Consider the following 19832-nt stretch of genomic DNA (forward strand, 5'->3'; position numbering starts at 1 on the left):
TTTCCCCACCTCAGGCGTACCGGTGCAAGCCTACTCTAGTGAGAAATCCAGTGAACAGTGACACGATGGAACTATGGATTCACTCGAAAAACCCGTGGTTCCGCTTGCTACATCTGGGCTGCTGAAAGCTGATAGTGCTGGCGGATATCAGTACCCGGGTCACGGCCAGAACGCCGAAATTGGGGTAGCTGTGAGCCATGGGTTTACCGGCAGCACACAAGACGTCCTACCGTGGGCACAAGCTTTGGCAGCACAAGGCTACGCAGTACGTGTTCCCTTGCTGCCAGGGCACGGCACTTCATGGCGGGATTTGCAGATATCCCGCTGGCGGCAGTGGGCCACCTGCTATGAAGCTGCCTACCTAGAACTTCGAGGACAAACTCGTCTCACCTTCACCGCTGGCCTCTCAATGGGCGGCACTCTTGCCCTTCGCACGGCATCGACGCACGGAGCTTGTGGAGTATTAGCCGTTAATCCTGCGCTGTCTTTTTACGATCGCCGCGTCAAAGCTGTGGCGTTGCTGAAGTACCTGATGCCTACCACGTCGCCAATCGAAGAGGGCGAGACAACAACTTCCACCCAGGGGCTCCCGGACACTGGCGGCGACTACTCCGTGACACCTTTGGCCGCTGTCCATCAGCTAAAGCGTCTTTTTAGCAATACACGGCGCAAAATTCGGGGACTCGATGTACCCGTGCTGGTCTTTAAGTCAGAGCAGGACTCGGTGGTTCCGGCGAACTCACTGGAATTTATTCGAACATCGGTAGCGGCACAAAGACTTGAAGTGGTGACCCTGGTTCGTAGTTCGCACGTGGCTACTTTGGATGTTGAAGCCGGTCTCATTGCCCAACACAGTGTGGACTTCATTTCCCGCATGACTCGCTGATTCGCCGCGCACATCACGCTGGGCCTTGGGCATCAGGCAGCTGTAGGGGAAGATAATTTATATGACGTCATTGCCAGCCGTTTCAGATCCCGCCCATAACCCGTTTAGTCACACAGGTTCGGGCGAGCTATGCCGGATTGGTGTTGCAGTGTGCCACGGATTCACCGGTAGCCCCGCCTCAATGCGTGAATGGGCCCAGCACCTTGCTGACGCGGGCTTCAGTGTGGAGCTCCCCTTGTTGCCCGGTCACGGCACCTCATGGCAAGACCTAGCAACGCGTCGCTGGCAAGAGTGGTACCAGGCTTTTGACGCGGCCTACCAAGATCTCGCTTCCCGTTGCGACTACGTTTTTGTGGTGGGTCTTTCCATGGGCGGCTGCCTGGCTCTACGTGCCGCGGCTCTCCGGCCGGTCTCTGGTGTGGTTCTGGTCAACCCAGGGTTGGTGATTGATGATTGGCGCGCGCCGCTCACTGGCTTCCTCAAACACATTGTGAAATCCACACCTCCGATCTCTAATGACATCGTCAAGTCGGGAGTGGACGAGCGCGCTTATTCACGCACCCCGGTAGCCGCCGCCCACGAACTTGGAAAACTTTTCGCCAACACCCGCGATTTGCTGCCGCAGATTACGGCGCCGGTACAGGTTTACCGGTCGACCACAGACCATGTGGTTTCCGAGAGCAGCATGGTCGCTTTGCGCAGCGGTCTGACTGGTGCACCGCTAGAAGTCATTCCGCTGCTCAACAGCTATCACGTGGCCACCATGGACAACGACGCGCCGGTCATTTTTAACGGCTCAGTGGAGTTCATCAGACGAGTTTCTCGGTCCACCATGGGCTCCTCCACTACTGCGGAGAGCGCTGATGACAAGGTCTGAGGCGGAGGGTTCCGGCACCGGAGCCAACCAGAATGATCAAGCCACGTGGCTGGATCTTGTGGCGCGCCTAGAGTCCATGCCAACTGCGCTTCCCGAGTCTAAGCAGGAGCCTGAAACTCAGTCACGGCAGGAGCCCTTGCCGGAAGCCAAACCAGAGCGGAGCGTCAAAGACTTAGTCACCCCTGCTTACGGTCCGCGTGACTACATCGCAGAGGAGGAACCGGAGGAATTCGTTCCCGAAGAACCGCCGTCGTTAGCTGGGGCCGCGCCACAATCGGTGCTCGCTTGGCTGGGCGCAGTGGGAGCCCCGCTTGCTTTGGTCTTGTGTGTGATCTTCTTCCGAAACGTTCCCGCGGTGGGCGTGTGGGCCCTCATCGCCATTTTTGTTGCCTCGGTGGTTTTTTTGATGTGGCGACTTCCGCAAGAAAAAGATGACCACGACGACGGAGCAAGGCTTTAGCAGCCAACGCGCCTTTAGCGGCCCGCCGTCCGCCCACTAACCCGCGAAAGATCTGCCGCGCCGATCAGTCCGGCATGCTCACCCAGTGCGGCGAGGGTGATTGTTGCGGGCGGGCGGAAGCCACGGCCGGTCAAGTGCCGTTTAAAGGATCTTTCAGCGGGTTCCAATAACAGTGCACCGGCTGTGGAAAGCCCCCCGCCGATCACAAAGGTTCCGGGGTCCAATGCCGCGGCGAGATTGGCAAGGCCTAGGCCCAGCCATTCCCCCACGTCTTGGATGAGTTCCATCGAGGCAGCGTCGCCAGCTTGGGCTGCTTCGGTGACTGTCACTCCCGTGATCTTTGAACTGACACCACCCACGGCTCGTAGAAGTTCTTGGGCCACTGGCGAATTAGCCTCAGCGAGCCCCCGCGCTTCCCTGCCCAAGGCGTTCCCTGAGGCGTATTGCTCCCAACAGCCACGGTTGCCGCATTCACAGCGGTGCCCGCCCGGGACCATAATCTGATGCCCAAACTCCCCTGCCACACCGAACCGGCCACGTTCGAGTTTGCCGTCGTAAACCATACTGCCGCCGATTCCGGTTCCCAAAGTGATGCACACCAAGCGGTCTTCGCCCCGCCCCGCTCCGAAGCGCCACTCGCCCCAGCCGGCGGCATCGGCGTCGTTCACTAAAAGGACTTTGCGCTGCAAAAGCCGTTCCAGATTTTCCCGAACGGGCTCATTGCGCCAAGCGAGGTGCGGGCTAAAGAGGACTGTGGCACCGGCCAGATCCATCCAGCCAGCTGCACCGATGCCAACGCTTGATACGCGGTGCCCCTCACTAAGTTCCTTAACAAGTTCAACGATCACGCTTTCGACGGCGCGAGGATCACTTCCCGGGGTCTCGCGCCGGGCGCTGGCTAGAATGTTCCCGTCAGCGTCCACAACGCCGGCCGCAACTTTGGTCCCACCGATGTCTATACCAATGGCGTGCCCTCGTCGGCGCAGCCGCAGACTGGCTGCTCTAGGGCGCGGTACTGAACGAAACGCTTGTCGGCGCGAGCTGCGGGGGCCTTGATGATGCGCGGAAAAGGGTGCCATAAGCAACCATCCTACGGCGGAATGCCCAATGTTACTGGCGAGTAGGTATAATCTAAATCACAGCAATCCCCGGGCGACTAGAGTTAGATCAAGCCCCCTTGGGGAACGGATATCGAAGGAGCTATCGTGCGCGAACTCAGCGTCCCTCCCCTGGTCAATGTGGCCCCGGAGATCAACATCACCGATCTAGTACTGCGGCAAAGCAATTCTGCCGCGAATCCTGCACTATTTTCGGTCCGTGACGCTGCAGGAACATGGAATGATATTTCGGCCAAAGACTTCCACGCCGATGTGGTGCGCATTGCAAAAGGCTTGATGGCAAGCGGTGTGGCCGCCGGTGACCGTGTGGGAATTATGGCCCGCACTCGTTACGAATGGGCCCTTGTGGACTTCGCTATTTGGTTCTCCGGCGCCGTTTCTGTACCAATCTACGAAACCTCCTCCCCCTCGCAAGTCGCATGGAACCTGGGCGATTCGGGTGCCGTCGCCGCTTTTGCCGAATCTAGTAACCACGAGAACATCATCCGTGCAGCAGCCGCCTCAGAGAACCTGGCAGCGCTAAAAAACGTTTGGCAGTTGGAGGGCCGTGGACTCGATGCGCTTCGTAAGGCGGGCGTTAATGTCAGCGATGAAGAACTGGAAACCCGCCGTTCCACCGCAAACCTTGCTGACGTTGCCACGATTATCTACACCTCCGGAACCACCGGACGCCCCAAAGGCTGCGAACTGACACATGGCAACTTTGTGGAGCTTTCGGACAATGCTCTTGCGAGCTTGGGCGAAATCGTGAATCAGAACGCCAAGACCATTATGTTTTTGCCCTTGGCCCACGTCTTCGCTCGATTCATCTCAGTGCTCAGTGTTGCAGCGGGAGCCACGGTTGCCCATACGCCAGATATCAAGAACCTTTTGGCGGATCTGCAGAGCTACCAGCCAACCTTCATTTTGGCCGTTCCCCGCGTTTTCGAGAAGGTTTACAACTCAGCACTGACCAAGGCCGAGGACGGCGGCAAGGGCGCCATCTTCCACAAGGCCGCCGAGACCGCTATCGCCTACGCCCGCGCGCAGCAGAACGGCAAAGCCGGCTTGGGTCTTAAGATCAAGCACGCCGTGTTCGACAAGCTCGTCTACGCCAAACTGCGCACGGCCATGGGTGGCCACGTTGCGCATGCTGTCTCTGGTGGTGGCCCGCTGGGTGAACGCCTAGGCTACTTCTTCCAAGGGATTGGAATGCAGATCCTCGAAGGCTACGGGCTCACTGAAACCACTGCGCCCATCACAGTTAACACTCCGGCCCGCATCAAGATTGGGACAGTAGGCCGCCCACTTCCAGGTAACGCAGTCAAGATTGCAGACGACGGCGAAATTCTCGCCAAGGGTTTCTGTGTCATGCGCGGTTACTACAAGCGCGCCGAACTCACCGAGCAGGCCTTTACCGATGGCTGGTTCCACACCGGAGACATTGGCGAGCTCGATACCGACGGCTTTTTGAAGATTACTGGCCGCAAAAAGGAAATCATCGTTACCGCCAGTGGAAAGAACGTTGTTCCGGCCCTCCTTGAGGACCAGATTCGCGCCGATGCTTTGGTGTCCCAGGTCCTTGTGGTTGGTGACAACCGCCCCTTTATCGGAGCCCTGGTTACCCTCGATGAGGAAGCACTTCCGGGCTGGCTGGAACGTCACAACCTTTCCGGCAAAATGAGCATCGATGACGCCGTCAAGGATCCTCAGATTCATGCTCAGGTCCAGAAGCTGATTGACCGCGCCAACCAGTCGGTCAGCCACGCGGAGGCCATCAAATCATTCCGGATCGTCACCAGTGATTTCACTGAAGCATCGGGTCACCTGACTCCCTCTTTGAAGGTCAAACGAGCTCAGGTCATCAAGGACTATGACGCCGTTATTGAAGAAATGTATTCAGCTAAAAAGCCGTCTTAGCTCTTTTACTAGCAGCTAAGCCAGAAGGGGCGGACCAAGCATTTGCTTGGTCCGCCCCTTCTACGTATGAGCTCCTATCAGACGGACTTTCTAGTCGTCGACGAGTTCGTCAACCACAAGAGCCGCAAGCTCAACAGCTGCGCTTCGGGTAGCTGGCGCAAGCTTAGCCAACTCAATACGCGAGCCTTCCGCCAAATGTTTGTCGTAGGGAATGCGCACTACGTTCTTCACACGGGAGCGGAAGTGATCCTCAATCTCGTTGACATTCACCCGGGTGCCAACGCCTGCGGACATGTTGATCACCACTGTCGCCTTGCGGACCAGGTCTTCCCTGCCGTGTGCTTCTAGCCACGACAGCGTCTCCGAGGCGAGCCGTGCTTCGTCAACGCTGCCACCGGAAACCAACACAACGGCGTCGGCCTTTTCTAGCGTGCCTTTCATCACCGAGTGAACCATTCCGGTACCAGAATCGGTGAGAACAATAGAGTAGTAGCGGCCCAAGATGTCAGTAACGGCACGGTAGTCGGCGTCGTCGAAGGCGTGTGCCACGGTGGGATCCGTGTCAGAGGCGAGCACGTCCAAACGTGAGCCTTCGCGCGCGGTGTAGTTGGAGAGCTGAGTAAAAGAATTTACGTTGAAGCGCTCTTTTACCAAGTGACGAGCCGTGAAGTCCGCACGGCCTGGTGAGCGGTCTGATAGAGTACCGCGGTCCGGGTTAGCGTCCATGGCGATCACACGGTCTTCACGTAGATCTGCCAGCACCATACCCAAGAGTGTGGTTACGGTTGTTTTACCAACACCACCCTTGCGTGAGAGCACAGGAACATATCGAGTTTGCTCGCCTAACCGCACTGCGATGCGGTGCTCAAGAACACGCTGGATTCGAACCCTGTCCGAGTCTCCCAAATTTACGAAGCCAAAGGTCGCTTGGTAGAGCCACCGGCGCCAACCAGATACTGGTGCAGCAGCTGTTTTCTCCAATAGCCGGTCTGCCGTTAGCGACGAGGCAGCTTCAGGACCAGCGGCCTTGGTGCGACGCTCGCTGACGCCCGGGGCCCCAATGTCCACGGCGTTGCGCTCATTGCTGAGCTCCTCTTCGACCTCGACCTTTTCACGCGCTGGTTCCGTGCTCAGTGGCGCACCGTTGGGCTTCCACTGAGTCTGGGCGCCAACTATGCCGACACCGGCAGTCACCATCCCCGCAGGAGGAACAGCGGGGATACCCGGGATAGTGGCCGGGTCAACAACCGTAGCGGCACTGATTTCCGCTGTAGCTTCTGGCTCGGCCTCTTCAACGCCGTTTTCTGCTGCGAAGGAGTCCTCGGCTTCTGCCGCTTCAGAGCCGTCGAATTCAGCGACGAGCTCTCCAGAACCATCCTCTGCCGATACATCCTGCGCCGAAGGATCGTTGCCCTGGGTGGGCGTGCTTTTCTGAGTCATGTCTCCAACCTGGTGTTGACTGCTGCAAATGGCATGGCGTATCCACAGCTTTCATTCAGATTCAGCTTATCGCCCCAATGCCCCATAGCGGCCGAACCAGCCCTACTCCACAACGAGAAGTAGGTCACCGCCTTGAACTTGTTCCACTGGCCCCACTGCAAGACGGCTCACGGTACCGGCAATCGGCGTGGTGATGGATGCTTCCATCTTCATGGCTTCAATAGTGGCAACCGTATCGCCGGCCTTGAGCTCATCGCCTACCTTGACGGCCAGAGTGACAGCACCAGCAAACGGCGCTGCCAAATGACCTGCAATGGAGGTATCGGCTTTCTCGGCCGTCTTGACGTTGCTGACCACTGATTTATCCCTCACTACAACTGGGCGCGATTGACCATTGAGCGTGGTCATGACGGTGCGCATTCCCTTCTCATCCGGCTCGGAGACGGCCTCTAGGGAGGCGATCAGCCGAACGCCTTTCTCGAGCTCGATCACGTGCTCTTCGCCGTGCTGCAACCCGTACAAGTAATCACGAGTGTCCAGCACTGACAAGTTGCCGTACTGTTCGCGGCTCTTGTTGTAGTCCTGAGTGGGTCCAGCGAAGAGCAACCGGTTCAGCGTACTGCGTCGAGTTGCCGAATCTTTGCTCAACGATTCGCTGTCCTCGGTACTGAGCTCAACGTCCCGTACCTTGATACTTCTGCCCTGCAGAGCCTTGGTGCGGAATGGTTCCGGCCAGCCGCCTGGCGGATCGCCCAATTCGCCAGAGAGAAAGCCAATGACCGAGTCAGGAATATCAAATTTCTGCGGGTTCTCTTCAAAGTCAGCCGGGTCAGCGTTGAGACCGACCAAGTGCAGGGCCAGGTCTCCCACTACTTTCGAGGACGGTGTGACCTTCACAAGACGGCCCAGAATACGGTCTGCAGCCGTGTACATGTCCTCGATTGCTTCGAAGCGTTCACCCAGTCCTAAGGCAATTGCTTGCTGGCGAAGGTTAGAGAGCTGGCCGCCAGGAATTTCATGCTGGTACACCCGCCCAGTTGGTGCCGCCAGCCCGGATTCAAACGGAGCATAAACCTTGCGAACCGCTTCCCAATAGGGTTCAAGTGCGCCAACGTTGCTTAAGCTCAAGCCGGTATCGCGCTCAGTGTGCGCCAAGGCGGCCACGAGTGCAGACATGGCCGGCTGGCTCGTTGTCCCGGCCAACGCGGCCGAGGCAACGTCAACCGCATCTACGCCAGCGTTAATGGCTGCCATCAACGTAGCTAGCTGACCGCCAGCGGTATCGTGCGTGTGCAAATGAACCGGGAGGTCAAAACGCTCACGTAGAGCCGTGACCAGCTTGGCTGCCGCCGCCGGACGGAGGAGCCCCGCCATGTCCTTGATCGCCAAGATGTGAGCACCAGCATCAACAATCCGCTGCGCCAAATCAAGATAGTAATCCAAGGTGTAGAGGTCCTCGGCCGGGTCCAGAAGGTCGCCTGTGTAGCACAACGCCACTTCGGCGACTGCTGTGCCCGTTGCGCGAACAGCGCTGATAGCGGGGGCCATCTGATTCACGTCATTGAGCGCATCGAAAATACGGAAAACGTCAATGCCGGTAGCTGCGGCTTCCGCCACAAAGGCTTCAGTAACTTCAGTGGGATAGGGAGTGTAGCCGACGGTGTTACGTCCACGCAGGAGCATTTGAAGACAAATGTTGGGCATGGCCTTCCGCAGCGCGGCCAACCGATCCCAGGGGTCTTCACCCAAGAACCTCAGGGCGACGTCGTAAGTGGCACCACCCCACGCTTCAACTGAAAATAGTTCAGGAAGCAATTGGGAAACTGCCGGCCCTGCAGCAACCAGGTCCTTGGTACGTACCCGAGTAGCGAGAAGTGACTGGTGGGCATCCCGGAACGTTGTGTCGGTGACGGCCACGGCCTGTTGCTCGCGTAGCGCCTTGGCGAATCCTTCCGGCCCTAGCTCGGCGAGACGCTGGCGTGAACCTGAGGGAAGTTCCCCGCTGGTGTTTCCACGCTCAGGTAACTTGCGGGCTGGACCGTGAGTCACAGTCGGTTCGCCATTGGGTTTATTAACAGTAACTTCGGCGAGCCAGGTTAATAGTTTGGTGCCTCGATCTGCTGAGCCACGGGCTTTGAGCAGTTCAGGACGCTCGTCAATAAAGGAAGTGGCCACGTTGCCGGCAATAAACTCTGGATCTTCGAGCACCGCCTGGAGGAAAGCGATGTTTGTGGAGACCCCACGAATACGGAACTCAGCCAAGGCTCGCCGGGCGCGAGCCACGGCTGCGGGGTAATCACGGCCACGGCACGTTAGTTTGACCAACATTGAATCAAAGTGCGGACTGATCTCGGCACCAGAGTAGACAGTTCCGCCGTCGAGCCTTACACCAGCGCCACCTGCTGAACGGTAGCCGGTAATCTTTCCCACGTCAGGACGGAATCCATTAGCCGGATCCTCAGTGGTGATACGGCACTGAAGCGCTGCTCCCTTGAGCTGGACCGTGTCTTGAGACAAACCAAGATCAGCCAAGGTCTGTCCCGAGGCGATGCGCATCTGAGCCTGTACCAGGTCCACGTCCGTCACTTCCTCAGTGACGGTGTGCTCTACCTGGATTCGAGGGTTCATTTCGATAAATACGTGCTGTCCAGCGCGCTCGCCAACAGTGTCCACAAGGAACTCAACGGTTCCCGCGTTTACATAGTTCAGGGCCTTCGCAAACTTGATTGCGTCCCGGTACAACGCCTGGCGGATGTTTTCATCGAGGTTGGGGGCCGGAGCAATCTCAACCACTTTTTGGTGACGGCGCTGGAGTGAACAATCACGTTCAAAGAGGTGAATAACGTTGCCGTCACCGTCGGCCAAAATCTGAACCTCAATATGGCGTGGCCGCAGAACCGCCTGCTCCAAAAACATGGTGGGGTCACCGAAAGCCGAATCAGCTTCACGCATGGCCGCATGAAGTGCCTCAGGCAATTCCTCACGAGTGTCCACGCGACGCATGCCACGTCCACCGCCGCCGGCAACGGCCTTGGCGAAAATGGGGAACCCAATCTCGTCCGCTGCAGCAATCAACTCATCCACGTCTTTGGACGGCTTGCTTGAATTGAGCACCGGCACACCGGCCTTGCGCGCCGCAGCGAGGGCAGCAACCTTGTTGCCAGCAAGTTCTAATACCTCTGCTGGCGGACCCACAAAAGTGATCCCCGCGGCTTTGGCAGCACGGGCCAGATCAGGATTTTCAGACAAAAAGCCGTAGCCGGGGTAAATGGCGTCTGCTCCGGCTTCCTTGGCAACCCGGACAATCTCATCCACGTCCAGGTAAGCCCTCACCGGATGGCCTTCTTCACCAATCAAGTACGCTTCGTCAGCCTTTTGACGGTGGATCGAGTTGCGATCTTCTTGAGGGAAAACAGCAACGGTTTTAGCACCGAGTTCATATCCAGCCCTGAAGGCACGGATAGCAATCTCGCCACGGTTGGCCACCAAAATTTTGGAAAACATGCTGCTCCTGCATCCTCGCGGGTAGTGAGACGGTTGCTCACAGTTTGTTTCACGCCCAATAGCGAACACAAGCTAGTGTGATCGGTATTACAGTTTATGCGATTTTGGTGTCCTGACCCTAGTTCATCGGCTGCGCCAACCGTGGCCGCAATGGCGCCTAGTTCTTGGGCGAGTCTGGCCGCGTGCCAGAAAAGTGGACCAAATCCCCTAGCAGCACAACATATGATGGATGGGGACACTGACTAGTCAGTCTGCGTCCCTCGGCGGAAATTCAGCAACAGCGTGAGGTTTTGATCTACCAGTGCAAGTTGTAAGTATCAGCAGTCTCAAGGGCGGCGTCGGTAAGACGTCGGTCACCACAGGGCTCGCTTCCTCCGCCCTCGCCGCCGGTGTACGCACTCTGGTGATTGATTTGGATCCCCATGGCGATTCCTCAACGGCTCTCGGCGCTCCCACCGGCTCATTAGACATCGGCCGAATGCTCAAGGCACCCCGGCGTGCGCACTTGTCTGAAAATGTAGTCCCGAGCGCTTGGACAACACACCAAAGAAACACTGCCGGCGGAACATTAGACGTAGCCGTTGGTTCAGCATTTACCGGCATTTACGATCGGCCGGACTTGGGCAAGAGGAACCTTCGCCGGCTCGCCAACGTCCTTGCCGGGGTGGATCAGTACCAATTGGTCCTGATCGACTGCCCACCGTCACTGAACGGGCTCACCCGGATGGCGTGGACCGCAAGCGACAACGTGGTTCTGGTGGCCGAACCGGGATTGTTCTCGGTAGCCGGCACTGAGCGCACCATACGCGCCATTGAATTGTTCAAGCGCGAGTTTGCCCCCTCGCTCACTGCTGCCGGAATTGTTGCCAACCGCGTCCGGAGCACCTCGAGCGAACACGCCTACCGGCTTGATGAAATGCGTTCCATGTTCGGACCGCTGCTGCTGGAGCCCTACATCCCGGAGCAAGCTAACTGGCAACAGATCCAAGGCGCCGCACACTCCGTGCACCACTGGCCCGGCGAATCCGCCCGCAGCAGCGCTGCCCTCTTCGACGAGCTGCTGGCTGCTGTCCGCAAACAGGGCAAACAAACACGCCGCTAATAACTAGACCAGCTGGACTTGGACCTGTTTCCTGAAGCAGTCTTGGCTCGACGCTAGGTTTTGGACGTGCCTTCTTGGCGCCTCTGTGGACGCAAAAAAATTCCCGTTTCTACCTTCTGTGCCCTCAAACCCAAGGTATAAAACGGGAATCCTGAGCCACTAGAGGGTGGCCTGAAATGTTGCTGAGACTAACTGACTTTACGTGCTGCGCGGCGCTTGCTGAGCTCGTCATCCGGGAACGACTGGTCAATAGCGTGCTCGCTAGGCAGAAGTGCCAAGCTGCCTTCAACCTCACGCCAAACGCGCCCAACGGCGATACCAAATACGCCCTGGCCACCCTGAACCAAGTCAATAACCTCGTCTGCGGAAGTGCACTCATAGACGCTCGCGCCGTCACTCATCAACGTAATTTGAGCGAGGTCTTCAACGCCGCGTTCACGCAAATGCTCCACGGCAGTGCGGATTTGCTGCAGGGATACCCCAGTGTCCAAAAGGCGCTTAACCACCTTCAGGACCAAAATGTCACGGAAGCTATAGAGTCTTTGCGAGCCCGAGCCGGCTGCGCCGCGAACGGCAGGTTCTACCAATCCGGTGCGAGCCCAGTAGTCCAGCTGACGGTAGGTAATACCTGCGGCTTTGCACGCCGTCGGGCCACGGTAGCCAGCGTCCTCGTCCAACACGGGAAGGTCCTCGGTGAACAGCAGGCCCTGCGCTCCGGCAGGAAGGGCATTGCTGCCCGTTGTGGCGCGCTTTAGCTCGCCAGCTTCGCCCATTGGACTCACGTAAACCCTCCTCGACTAAAGCTCCCAGGGGGAGTTGCATCCCTGCTGAACGGTTCTATAGCTGGTGCTACAAAAACTCAGTCGTGTAATTTCAACGACCGTCTACCCTCCAGTGTGAACCGGTGGGCCGCAGGATGCAATGGGAACTTGATACTTCGACGTTAGAGCCGTGCAGCCCTTAGGTCAAAGACGTTCGAGGCAATTTCGCGCCGTGTCGGAACTTTCAGCCTCAACTTTAACCTTAACGTGACATTAGCCTTGGAAATCTTCCGGTTCTACGTCGTCTAGGAACTCCCTGAACCGCCGCAATTCACGCTCTTCGTCCACGGTCGTGGCTTCCACAGCGTCGCTACCGTCTTCGCTGTCGCCATTGTCCGCAATTCGGACCCCAGCTTCGTCAACAACTTGCTCCGCGCACCAAATACGGCAATGCGCCCGAAGTGCCAATGCCAAGGCGTCTGACGCCCGCGAGTTAACTGTTGTGCCGTCGTCGAACTGTATTTGCCCAAAAAAGACGTTGTCTTCAACGGCCACAATATTGACGAGCGCTATCGAATGTCCGAGTGCGTGGATAGCGTCCACCATCAGGTCATGTGTCATGGGACGCGGCGGGATGATTCCCTGCTGTGCAAGGGCAATGGCACTCGCCTCTGGTGTTCCAATCCAAATCGGAATGTGGCGGTCTCCCCCGATCTCCCGCAAAAGGACTAGCGGTTGATTGGATGGCAGTTCAATGCGAACTCCCACAAGCTCCACTTCAATCATCAGGAGTCCATGCGGGCGATGCGATCCTGCACAAGAGCACGGTGCAAGGTCAAGCAGAGTTCGCTGATCTCACGCGCAGCCTCAGCGGCGCGAGCCTGGGAGGCTGCATCTCGGCGCGAGGAGAGCGGAGAGACGGCACGCTCTACCAAGCCGAATTCACGCTCCGCTGCGGCCTGGAAGGGACGCAAGTGGCGCGGTTCCAAGCCATGGCTCTCTAATTGCACACAGGCTTTGGCCACCTGGAGCGCATGCTCATCAAAGCGGCCGTTGCTGTGCTGAATGAGTCCGAAACTTAACAAGGACTGCAAGAGCGGAACACTGGCCCCGGATTCGGTCCGGAGTTGCTCCTCAGTCAGGGCGCGCACCCTACCTGTCATCTCGGCAGCGAATTCGTCCGAGACAATCCGAGGTGAGACCTTCACGCCAGGTGGAAGATTCTCTGGGCGTTCGCCTCTGTCAATGGCGTCAAGGTAGTCCTTGATGACCTTCAAAGGCAGATATTGGTCGCGCTGAAGCGAAAGCACAAAACGCAATCGCTCAACGTCATTCTCCGAATACTGTCTGTAGCCAGCCGGCGTCCGATTCGGGGTAATTAACCCTTTTTCCTCGAGGAATCGAATTTTGGACGCGGTCATAGTTGGGAAGTCGTCGCTCAACTGAGCCAAAACTTCACCAATGTTCAGGACACGCGGTCCTGAGCGTTCAGCGTGTGCAAGTACCACTTATGCCTAACTACCGACTCTTCGGACTAAACATTGCCAGGCGCTGGCGCCTGGCTCAGGTAGAACGTCAGGCGGAACTTGCCGATCTGGACCTCGTTGCCGCTTTTGAGCACCAAACGGTCAACGCGGTCATGGTTGACGTAGGTTCCGTTGAGGCTTCCGGTGTCAACCACCTCAAAGCTGTTAGCGGTGCGGCGAAACTCAACATGCCGACGCGAAACTGTGACGTCGTCGAGAAAGATGTCTGCCTCTGGGTGACGGCCCGCCGTAGTGACGTCAGTGTCTAGAAGGAACCGCGCACCAGCATTCGGGCCCGAGTGTGCGATCAGGAGAGCCGAACCCGCCGGAAGCGCGTCAACGGAAGAAACTTCCTCGGCGCTGAGTTTAGGAGCTGCACTGGGTGCGCCAAGAAGAGGTGCCAATTGAATCGAGGTGGTCTCGGAGGCGTTCAACTTCTCACGGTCGGCACTCAGTCCGTTCTGGGTGTGGTTCCGCTCATCCCCGGCCATGGGTATCTCCTCTATCGCTTGACTGGAGTTATCCAGCATGAGTGCTGTATTTCTAGGCGGGCTCCCCGCCTAGAAACTAGCCTACCTGTTGTTCGTACTCCGAAGCACTGAGCAGGGACGATGCTACGTCCGCATCAGTGACCTTGACTTCGAACAACCATCCCTCACCATAAGGGTCCGAGTTGATCAGGGCAGGATCAGTGTCCAGAGACTCGTTACGAGCAACCACTTCACCGGCCACTGGTGCGTAGATGTCGCTGACACTCTTCGTGGATTCCACTTCACCCACAACGTCGTTTGCGGTGAGCGTGGCGCCGACCTCAGGCATCTGCGCGTACACAACGTCACCCAAGGCATCTTGTGCGAAATCGGTGATACCAACGCGAACAACACCATTCTCGTCAGCAGCGGAGACCCATTCGTGCTCAGCGGTGTAGGAAAGATCTGCGGGGATGTTGCTCATCGGATGCCTTTCGTCAGGATGTCAGCAGCATTAATGGCGTAGTCACCATCGCACAAAGTATAGGCACAATTGACCGGGTAAAGGGCGGTCCTCTGAGATGATGTGGTCATGAGCAAAGAAGCAACAGTGCAAACTACTGCCACCGAACGAAAAAGAGGCAACTGGGTTGCCAAACTTGTCCTCATTGTGGTGGCCATAGCCATCGCCGTGGTTGCCTACTTCATCCTCGCCGCCATTTTGCCTCGCTGGTGGGCGGACACGATCGCGGGCCAGATCAAGCGTGATCTAGGAGCCAGCATCCTGGTAGGCGTATTCTATGGATTTGTTTTTACCTTTGTGCCGCTGTTGGTTGCTTGGCAAGCAACCAACAAGCGGGTGTCTTGGCCATGGAAGTTTGTGATTGTCCTAATTGCTGTAGCCATTGCCACTCCAAATCTCCTAACCGCCGGGATTCTTATTGGTTCTTCCGAATCAGCGCACGCTGGTCAACGCACACTTAGCATTGACGCCGGATTCTTCTCAACCTGGACCACCATCTCTGCAATCGCTGCAGCGGTCATCTTTGTCATCCTGTTGATTCTGTGGACCGCGTGGCGCCGCAATCGCCGAACCGTTAAGCGCCTCAAAACGGAACAGCGCGCACAAGAACTAAACGTTCGTGATTCTGAGAAGCGCAGAGCAGAAGAGGCCAAAGAAGCTGAGCGCCAGCAAGTTATTGCCCAGCGCAACATCGCTTCGGAAACCGAACGCCGACGCGCGGCTGAGTCAGAACGCGATTCGCTCCGCCAACCTCAGAGCACTGTGGAAGACCAAGGCGACGTCCGTTAGGTCACGGAATGCTCGGCCCTAAGACATCCGGGACGAGCATTCCAAACTAAGTGACCCATACAACCAAAACAAAAGGTCCCGGAAACTGAAAAGTTTCCGGGACCTTTTTGCTGGTCGGGCTGACAGGATTTGAACCTGCGACCCCTTGACCCCCAGTCAAGTGCGCTACCAAGCTGCGCTACAGCCCGCCTTACCTGACCGTTATCGCTGTTCGCGGCCGTTCAAGCAACGCGTACTAGCTTATACGAATGCAGGTCTAATGAGAAATCGAAACCCCCCTCGGTTCCTACGGCCCAGCATCAAAAAATGACGCCGGGCCGTAGGCCTCAAACCAGCCGTTCAACCAGCCTATTTACCGAGCTAAAACTACTTCTTGCGGCTGCGCTTTTCACGAACGCGCATGCTGACTTCGATCGGTGTGCCATCGAAGCCAAATGTCTCGCGCAATCGGCGAGTAATAAAGCGACGGTAGCCCGGGTCCAAGAAGCCAGTGGTGAACAGCACGAACTTCGGCGGACGGCTCGAGGCTTGCGTGCCGAAGAGAATTCGCGGCTGCTTTCCACCACGTACCGGGTGCGGGTGGGCTGCTACAAGTTCACCGAGGAAGGCATTTAATCGTCCGGTGGGGATGCGCTTGTCCCAACTCTCAAGTGCTAGATCCAAGGCAGGCACCAAACGGTCCTTGTGCCAGCCAGTCATGGCAGAAATGTTCACGCGCGGAGCCCAGGCAACGTGCGCCAAGTCCTGTTCGATTTCGCGCTCAAGGTAGATGCGTCGTTCATCGTCGAGCAGATCCCACTTATTGAAGGCCAAGACCAAGGCACGGCCGGATTCGATGGTCAGCTGCAGAATACGTACGTCCTGCTCGCTGAGCACTTCATCCACTGCCAATAGCACTACAGCAACCTCGGCTTTTTCCAACGCTGACTGCGTGCGCAGGGAGGCGTAGAAATCGGAGCCGTGAGCCATGTGCTGGCGACGACGGATACCGGCGGTGTCCACAAACTTCCAGGTCCTACCGCCCAATTCAATAAACTCATCAACCGGGTCACGTGTGGTGCCTGCGGTGTTATCAACAACAACGCGTTCAGAGCCTGCGAGCTTGTTCAGCAAAGAAGACTTGCCAACGTTTGGCCGGCCGATCAATGCGATACGACGCGGGCCGCCGGAACGTTCTGGTCCGTCAATGGCGGAGAACTCGGGAAGAGTTTCCATCACCTTGTCCAGAAGGTCAGCAACACCACGGCCGTGCAAAGCAGAAACGGGGTGCGGTTCACCGAATCCCAAGCCCCACAAGACTGCCGAATCTGCTTCTTGCACAAAGTCGTCTACCTTGTTGGCTACCAAAATGACCGGCTTTTTAGACTTGCGCAGCATGCGCATTACGCCCTCGTCAGTGGCCGTGGCGCCAACGGCGGAGTCCACTACAAAGAGCACAGCGTCTGCGAGCTCTACAGCCATTTCGGCCTGCTCGGCAACGCGGGCATGGATACCCTTAGCGTCGTGTTCCCATCCACCGGTGTCCACAATTGTAAAGTTGCGGCCGTTCCAGTTGGCGGCGTACATCACGCGGTCCCGGGTCACACCGGGAACGTCTTCAACGACGGCTTCGCGTCGGCCAAGAATACGGTTGACCAAGGTGGACTTGCCCACGTTCGGTCGGCCGATGATAGCCAGCACGGGATCCAGTTTCGCCGGTCCGTCTTCCCAGTCGTCGTCGTCCATACCGGCAAGTATTGCCGCGTCTTCGTCGTCGAGATCGTAGTCGGCCAATCCAGCGCGCAGCGAGGCAGCTCGCGTTTCGGCTTCCTCGTCGTCCAGGGCGGCCAGGTTTTCCGCCACCTGGTCGGTACCGGTGGGCGTGTATTCGTCCTCGTCGCGGTTCGTTCCGCGGCTTGAAGTGGATTCGCTCATTGCACTGTCCTTAGTGGTGGTCCGCCGCGGAGCGGCTGGTTGTTGAATTCAAAATATTGTTTTGAAGTTCCCGTAACGGAACTTCCGGCAGCGGCACCCCGGTGCGCATCGCCGTCGTACTGACGTGGTTAGCCAATGCCGCTCTGATACTCTCCGCAGCCCTGTCCATTGAAGCACGGCCGCTCTCCCCCGGCTGGCGCTGAACACGCAGCCCCTCGCCAAAGGAAGCAACCACACGCCGGCCAAAACGCGGTACATGGTTCACGCCCTCACCGCTGTGGCGAGTTCCCAAAATAGCTACGGGAACGACGACGGCATCAGAGTTCAGCGCTAACCACGCCACTCCCCCGCTCACCGACGCTGCGGTTCCGTCGCCGCGGGTCCCTTCAGGCAAGATTCCGATGCTACGTCCCTGATCGAGGATGCTTTTGGCCCGCTGTAGTGCTTTCCGGTCGCCGCTGCGATTAACTGGCAGCTGTCCGATGCCGTGCAGGAAACTACCCAGCGCACCCTTGAACATTTCTTGCTTAATCAACACGTGCATGGGGCGTGAGGCTGCGGCAAAGAGAACTGGTCCGTCAAGGAAGCTGATGTGGTTTGCAGCAAAAACGACTGGACCGGCTTGAGGAATGTTTTCCTTGCCCAAAACCACTGTCCGGTAGAGAACATTATTGATAAACCAGCCCAGTGGCCGGGCTAAGCGCGGCCGCCAAGCCTGTGGCACAACGGCTTCACTCGCAACGCTAGTCAAGGTCTAAGACCTCACTGACAATGCCCAGGGCTGCCGTCACCGTCTGCTCGAAGTCCAGATCAGAAGAATCAAGGGTCACCACACCATCTGCGGCGAGTGTGAAATTGACGACCGTTGAATCTTTGGCGTCCCTGCCCGTAACTTGACGAGCCAGTTCTTCAGCACCCTGCTGACCGCCTAGCTGCAATCCGCGACGGCGAAGCCGCGCTTCTTCCGAGGCGGTGAGCAGCATCCGAACATCTGCCTGAGGCGCCACAACGGTAGTGATGTCCCGGCCTTCTACAACCATACGGTTGTGGTGCGCGGTAATCAGCTCGCGCTGACGGCGAATGAGCTCAGTCCTGGCACCCAGCGTGGTAGCCACAGCACTGACTGCGTCAGAAATTCGAGGCTCTCGGATTGCCTCAGCAACACCGATCCCGCCAACGCGGACAAACTCGGCATCTGCGCTGGTACTGATGTCCAACGGCAATTCCTTGGCTGCAGCTTCCACGGCCACAGCGTCTTCAAGGTCAAGCCCCTGATCTAGGCAATACCAAGTCAAGGCACGGTACATTGCACCGGTATCTAGATAGGCCACATGCAGTCGACGAGCGATTTCCTTGCTGACGCTGGACTTGCCCGAACCAGATGGTCCATCAATCGCCACCAAAAGTGACCGCCCCGGACGGAGCGGTTCCACGGTGTTCTGCTCAACGCTACTCATTGCAATACTCTCCATCCACGGTCACCGAGCGCTTCGCTCAAAAGCTCCACTTTGCCCGGCAGTACCGAAAGTTCAACCATGCCCACGTTGTGGCCAGAAGAATGATCCAAGCGCAAGTCTTCGACGTTGACCCCAATGTGGCCAATCTCAGTCAGTAATTGCGCAATCTGCCCAGGCTTGTCATCAACAAGGATGGTCAGCCACGAATAAGACTTGGCCGGGCCACCGTGCTTACCAGGAATTCTTGCCTGACCTGCGTTTCCCTCGCTGATCAGCTGTGCCAAATCGAGTCTGGCACCTGGCGCATTCGGAGCGTCCAAGGTGTTAATGAGGCGGTTCAAATCTTCCCGGACACCACGGAGCAGCTCCCCCATCGGCCCGGAATTCCCGCCAAGAATTTGCACCCAAAGAGTTGGATCGCTTGCAGCAATTCGAGTGACGTCCCGCAATCCATTCCCTGCCAGCGACAAAGCATGCTCAGGCGTCCCCTGCAGGCGGCTAGCCACCAAAGAGGACATCACTTGAGGAAGGTGGGAAACCAAGGCCACCGCAGCATCGTGTTCTTGAGGATCAAAAACAGACACGACGGCACCAAGGTCAGTCGCGAGGGCCTGTGCGGTATCAAGCGCCTTAGTAGAGCTCAGCTCACCAGGGCACAAAACCCACGGCATCGAGGTGAAAAGCTCACCACGTGCGGCTACCGGGCCAGACTTTTCGCGGCCAGCCATGGGGTGGGTGCCCACATAGCGGCTCAAGTCCACCCCACGATCAGCTAGCTCCGCGGCAATCCCAGCTTTAACACTGGCGATGTCCACAACAATGGCCTCGGGGTAGTCCCCTAGCGCCTTCTGGACAACGTCCACCGTGACATCCGGCGGAGCAGCCACCACTACTAGCTCGGGGGCAGAGTCCAACTCAGAGATCGGTCTGCCCGCACCAATGTCAACCGCAACCGCTTGATGGGTGGGTGAGGGATCAAAAAGGAAAACTGGTACACCCCGGCTACGAAGGCCAAGGCCAATACTGGCGCCGAGCAGTCCTGTTCCCAGAACAACTACGGGGCCAGCAAGATGCGCGCGCTGTTGCGCCGATGCACCCGCCATTCC

18 protein-coding genes and 1 tRNA gene are annotated in these 19832 nt (G+C 57.7%); 6 read left to right on the plus strand and 13 right to left on the minus strand.

Annotated elements, in window-relative coordinates:
* The first annotated feature begins 73 nt into the window (after positions 1-73).
* The 3 genes from ACQR35_RS12560 to ACQR35_RS12570 all read left to right on the plus strand — a co-directional run bounded on the left by ACQR35_RS12560 (position 74) and on the right by ACQR35_RS12570 (position 2223).
* A complete protein-coding gene (locus tag ACQR35_RS12560; protein ID WP_430268527.1) occupies positions 74-886 on the plus strand; it encodes an alpha/beta hydrolase in 813 nt (270 codons plus the stop codon).
* 61 nt (positions 887-947) lie between these two features.
* Complete coding sequence (locus ACQR35_RS12565) at positions 948-1763, plus strand: alpha/beta hydrolase (protein ID WP_430268526.1); 816 nt, start codon at positions 948-950, stop codon at positions 1761-1763.
* On the plus strand, positions 1750-2223 hold the full coding sequence (locus tag ACQR35_RS12570; protein ID WP_430268525.1) for a hypothetical protein: 474 nt from the start codon (positions 1750-1752) through the stop codon (positions 2221-2223). The genes ACQR35_RS12565 and ACQR35_RS12570 overlap by 14 nt, the downstream gene beginning before the upstream one ends.
* A 14-nt stretch (positions 2224-2237) precedes the next feature.
* Here the strand turns inward: ACQR35_RS12570 and ACQR35_RS12575 are convergent, their stop codons facing one another.
* A complete protein-coding gene (locus ACQR35_RS12575) occupies positions 2238-3302 on the minus strand; it encodes an ROK family glucokinase (RefSeq protein WP_430268524.1) in 1065 nt (354 codons plus the stop codon).
* Between the two features lie 126 nt (positions 3303-3428).
* On the opposite strand from ACQR35_RS12575, the gene ACQR35_RS12580 reads away from it, so the two are divergent.
* Positions 3429-5240, plus strand: a complete 1812-nt coding sequence (locus ACQR35_RS12580; protein ID WP_430270227.1) for an AMP-dependent synthetase/ligase — start codon at positions 3429-3431, stop codon at positions 5238-5240.
* Between the two features lie 90 nt (positions 5241-5330).
* Here the strand turns inward: ACQR35_RS12580 and ACQR35_RS12585 are convergent, their stop codons facing one another.
* Both ACQR35_RS12585 and ACQR35_RS12590 read right to left on the minus strand, forming a co-directional pair.
* Positions 5331-6680, minus strand: coding sequence for a MinD/ParA family ATP-binding protein (locus ACQR35_RS12585; RefSeq protein ID WP_430270228.1), 1350 nt, complete (start codon positions 6678-6680; stop codon positions 5331-5333).
* A gap of 102 nt (positions 6681-6782) precedes the next feature.
* Positions 6783-10184: a pyruvate carboxylase gene (locus tag ACQR35_RS12590; RefSeq protein ID WP_430270229.1), complete on the minus strand. Its 3402-nt coding sequence runs from the start codon at positions 10182-10184 to the stop codon at positions 6783-6785.
* Positions 10185-10485: 301 nt separating this feature from the next.
* Between ACQR35_RS12590 and ACQR35_RS12595 the strand changes: the two genes are divergently transcribed.
* Positions 10486-11286 (plus strand): ParA family protein, encoded by an 801-nt coding sequence (locus tag ACQR35_RS12595; RefSeq protein ID WP_430270230.1) that lies wholly within the window; start codon positions 10486-10488, stop codon positions 11284-11286.
* 188 nt (positions 11287-11474) lie between these two features.
* Here ACQR35_RS12595 and ACQR35_RS12600 read toward each other — a convergent pair whose 3' ends face one another.
* The 5 genes from ACQR35_RS12600 to gcvH all read right to left on the minus strand — a co-directional run bounded on the left by ACQR35_RS12600 (position 11475) and on the right by gcvH (position 14527).
* On the minus strand, positions 11475-12068 hold the full coding sequence (locus tag ACQR35_RS12600) for a MerR family transcriptional regulator (protein ID WP_430270231.1): 594 nt from the start codon (positions 12066-12068) through the stop codon (positions 11475-11477).
* A 252-nt stretch (positions 12069-12320) separates the two neighbouring features.
* Complete coding sequence (locus tag ACQR35_RS12605; protein ID WP_430270232.1) at positions 12321-12833, minus strand: bifunctional nuclease family protein; 513 nt, start codon at positions 12831-12833, stop codon at positions 12321-12323.
* The gene (locus tag ACQR35_RS12610; RefSeq protein ID WP_430270233.1) at positions 12833-13555 is read right to left on the minus strand and encodes a MerR family transcriptional regulator; all 723 of its coding nucleotides are present in this window, start codon (positions 13553-13555) and stop codon (positions 12833-12835) included. Before ACQR35_RS12610 ends, ACQR35_RS12605 begins: the two co-directional genes overlap by 1 nt.
* Before the next feature lie 26 nt (positions 13556-13581).
* Entirely contained in the window at positions 13582-14064 is a 483-nt protein-coding gene (locus ACQR35_RS12615) for an FHA domain-containing protein (RefSeq protein WP_430268516.1), read from the minus strand.
* A gap of 76 nt (positions 14065-14140) precedes the next feature.
* Positions 14141-14527 carry a glycine cleavage system protein GcvH gene (gcvH, locus tag ACQR35_RS12620; RefSeq protein ID WP_430268515.1) on the minus strand — a complete coding sequence of 129 codons (387 nt, stop codon included), beginning with the start codon at positions 14525-14527 and terminating at the stop codon, positions 14141-14143.
* A 108-nt stretch (positions 14528-14635) separates the two neighbouring features.
* Between gcvH and ACQR35_RS12625 the strand changes: the two genes are divergently transcribed.
* Entirely contained in the window at positions 14636-15355 is a 720-nt protein-coding gene (locus ACQR35_RS12625) for a hypothetical protein (RefSeq protein ID WP_430270234.1), read from the plus strand.
* Between the two features lie 111 nt (positions 15356-15466).
* On the opposite strand, the gene ACQR35_RS12630 is transcribed toward ACQR35_RS12625, so the two are convergent.
* From ACQR35_RS12630 to ACQR35_RS12650, 5 genes are all read right to left on the minus strand, one after another.
* A tRNA-Pro gene (locus ACQR35_RS12630) sits at positions 15467-15543 on the minus strand.
* 178 nt (positions 15544-15721) lie between these two features.
* Positions 15722-17269, minus strand: a complete 1548-nt coding sequence (gene der / locus ACQR35_RS12635) for a ribosome biogenesis GTPase Der (RefSeq protein ID WP_430270235.1) — start codon at positions 17267-17269, stop codon at positions 15722-15724.
* A 10-nt stretch (positions 17270-17279) separates the two neighbouring features.
* Positions 17280-17957, minus strand: a complete 678-nt coding sequence (locus ACQR35_RS12640; protein ID WP_430270252.1) for a lysophospholipid acyltransferase family protein — start codon at positions 17955-17957, stop codon at positions 17280-17282.
* A gap of 55 nt (positions 17958-18012) precedes the next feature.
* Positions 18013-18726, minus strand: a complete 714-nt coding sequence (cmk, locus tag ACQR35_RS12645) for a (d)CMP kinase (protein ID WP_430270236.1) — start codon at positions 18724-18726, stop codon at positions 18013-18015.
* Complete coding sequence (locus ACQR35_RS12650) at positions 18723-19829, minus strand: prephenate dehydrogenase (protein ID WP_430270237.1); 1107 nt, start codon at positions 19827-19829, stop codon at positions 18723-18725. Before ACQR35_RS12650 ends, cmk begins: the two co-directional genes overlap by 4 nt.
* Positions 19830-19832: the final 3 nt, after the last annotated feature.

The sequence above is a fragment of the Pseudarthrobacter sp. J1738 genome, from assembly GCF_050490315.1.
GTDB lineage: Bacteria > Actinomycetota > Actinomycetes > Actinomycetales > Micrococcaceae > JBNPEO01.

Bases quoted from the DNA above. Each gene is read 5' to 3' on its own strand.
- ACQR35_RS12560 (WP_430268527.1), top strand. From the start codon at position 74: ATGGATTCACTCGAAAAACCCGTGGTTCCGCTTGCTACATCTGGGCTG.
- ACQR35_RS12565 (WP_430268526.1), top strand. From the start codon at position 948: ATGACGTCATTGCCAGCCGTTTCAGATCCCGCCCATAACCCGTTTAGT.
- ACQR35_RS12570 (WP_430268525.1), top strand. From the start codon at position 1,750: ATGACAAGGTCTGAGGCGGAGGGTTCCGGCACCGGAGCCAACCAGAAT.
- ACQR35_RS12575 (WP_430268524.1), bottom strand. From the start codon at position 3,302: ATGGCACCCTTTTCCGCGCATCATCAAGGCCCCCGCAGCTCGCGCCGA.
- ACQR35_RS12585 (WP_430270228.1), bottom strand. From the start codon at position 6,680: ATGACTCAGAAAAGCACGCCCACCCAGGGCAACGATCCTTCGGCGCAG.
- ACQR35_RS12590 (WP_430270229.1), bottom strand. From the start codon at position 10,184: ATGTTTTCCAAAATTTTGGTGGCCAACCGTGGCGAGATTGCTATCCGT.
- ACQR35_RS12605 (WP_430270232.1), bottom strand. From the start codon at position 12,833: ATGATTGAAGTGGAGCTTGTGGGAGTTCGCATTGAACTGCCATCCAAT.
- ACQR35_RS12615 (WP_430268516.1), bottom strand. From the start codon at position 14,064: ATGGCCGGGGATGAGCGGAACCACACCCAGAACGGACTGAGTGCCGAC.
- gcvH (WP_430268515.1), bottom strand. From the start codon at position 14,527: ATGAGCAACATCCCCGCAGATCTTTCCTACACCGCTGAGCACGAATGG.
- ACQR35_RS12625 (WP_430270234.1), top strand. From the start codon at position 14,636: ATGAGCAAAGAAGCAACAGTGCAAACTACTGCCACCGAACGAAAAAGA.
- der (WP_430270235.1), bottom strand. From the start codon at position 17,269: ATGAGCGAATCCACTTCAAGCCGCGGAACGAACCGCGACGAGGACGAA.
- cmk (WP_430270236.1), bottom strand. From the start codon at position 18,726: ATGAGTAGCGTTGAGCAGAACACCGTGGAACCGCTCCGTCCGGGGCGG.
- ACQR35_RS12650 (WP_430270237.1), bottom strand. From the start codon at position 19,829: ATGGCGGGTGCATCGGCGCAACAGCGCGCGCATCTTGCTGGCCCCGTA.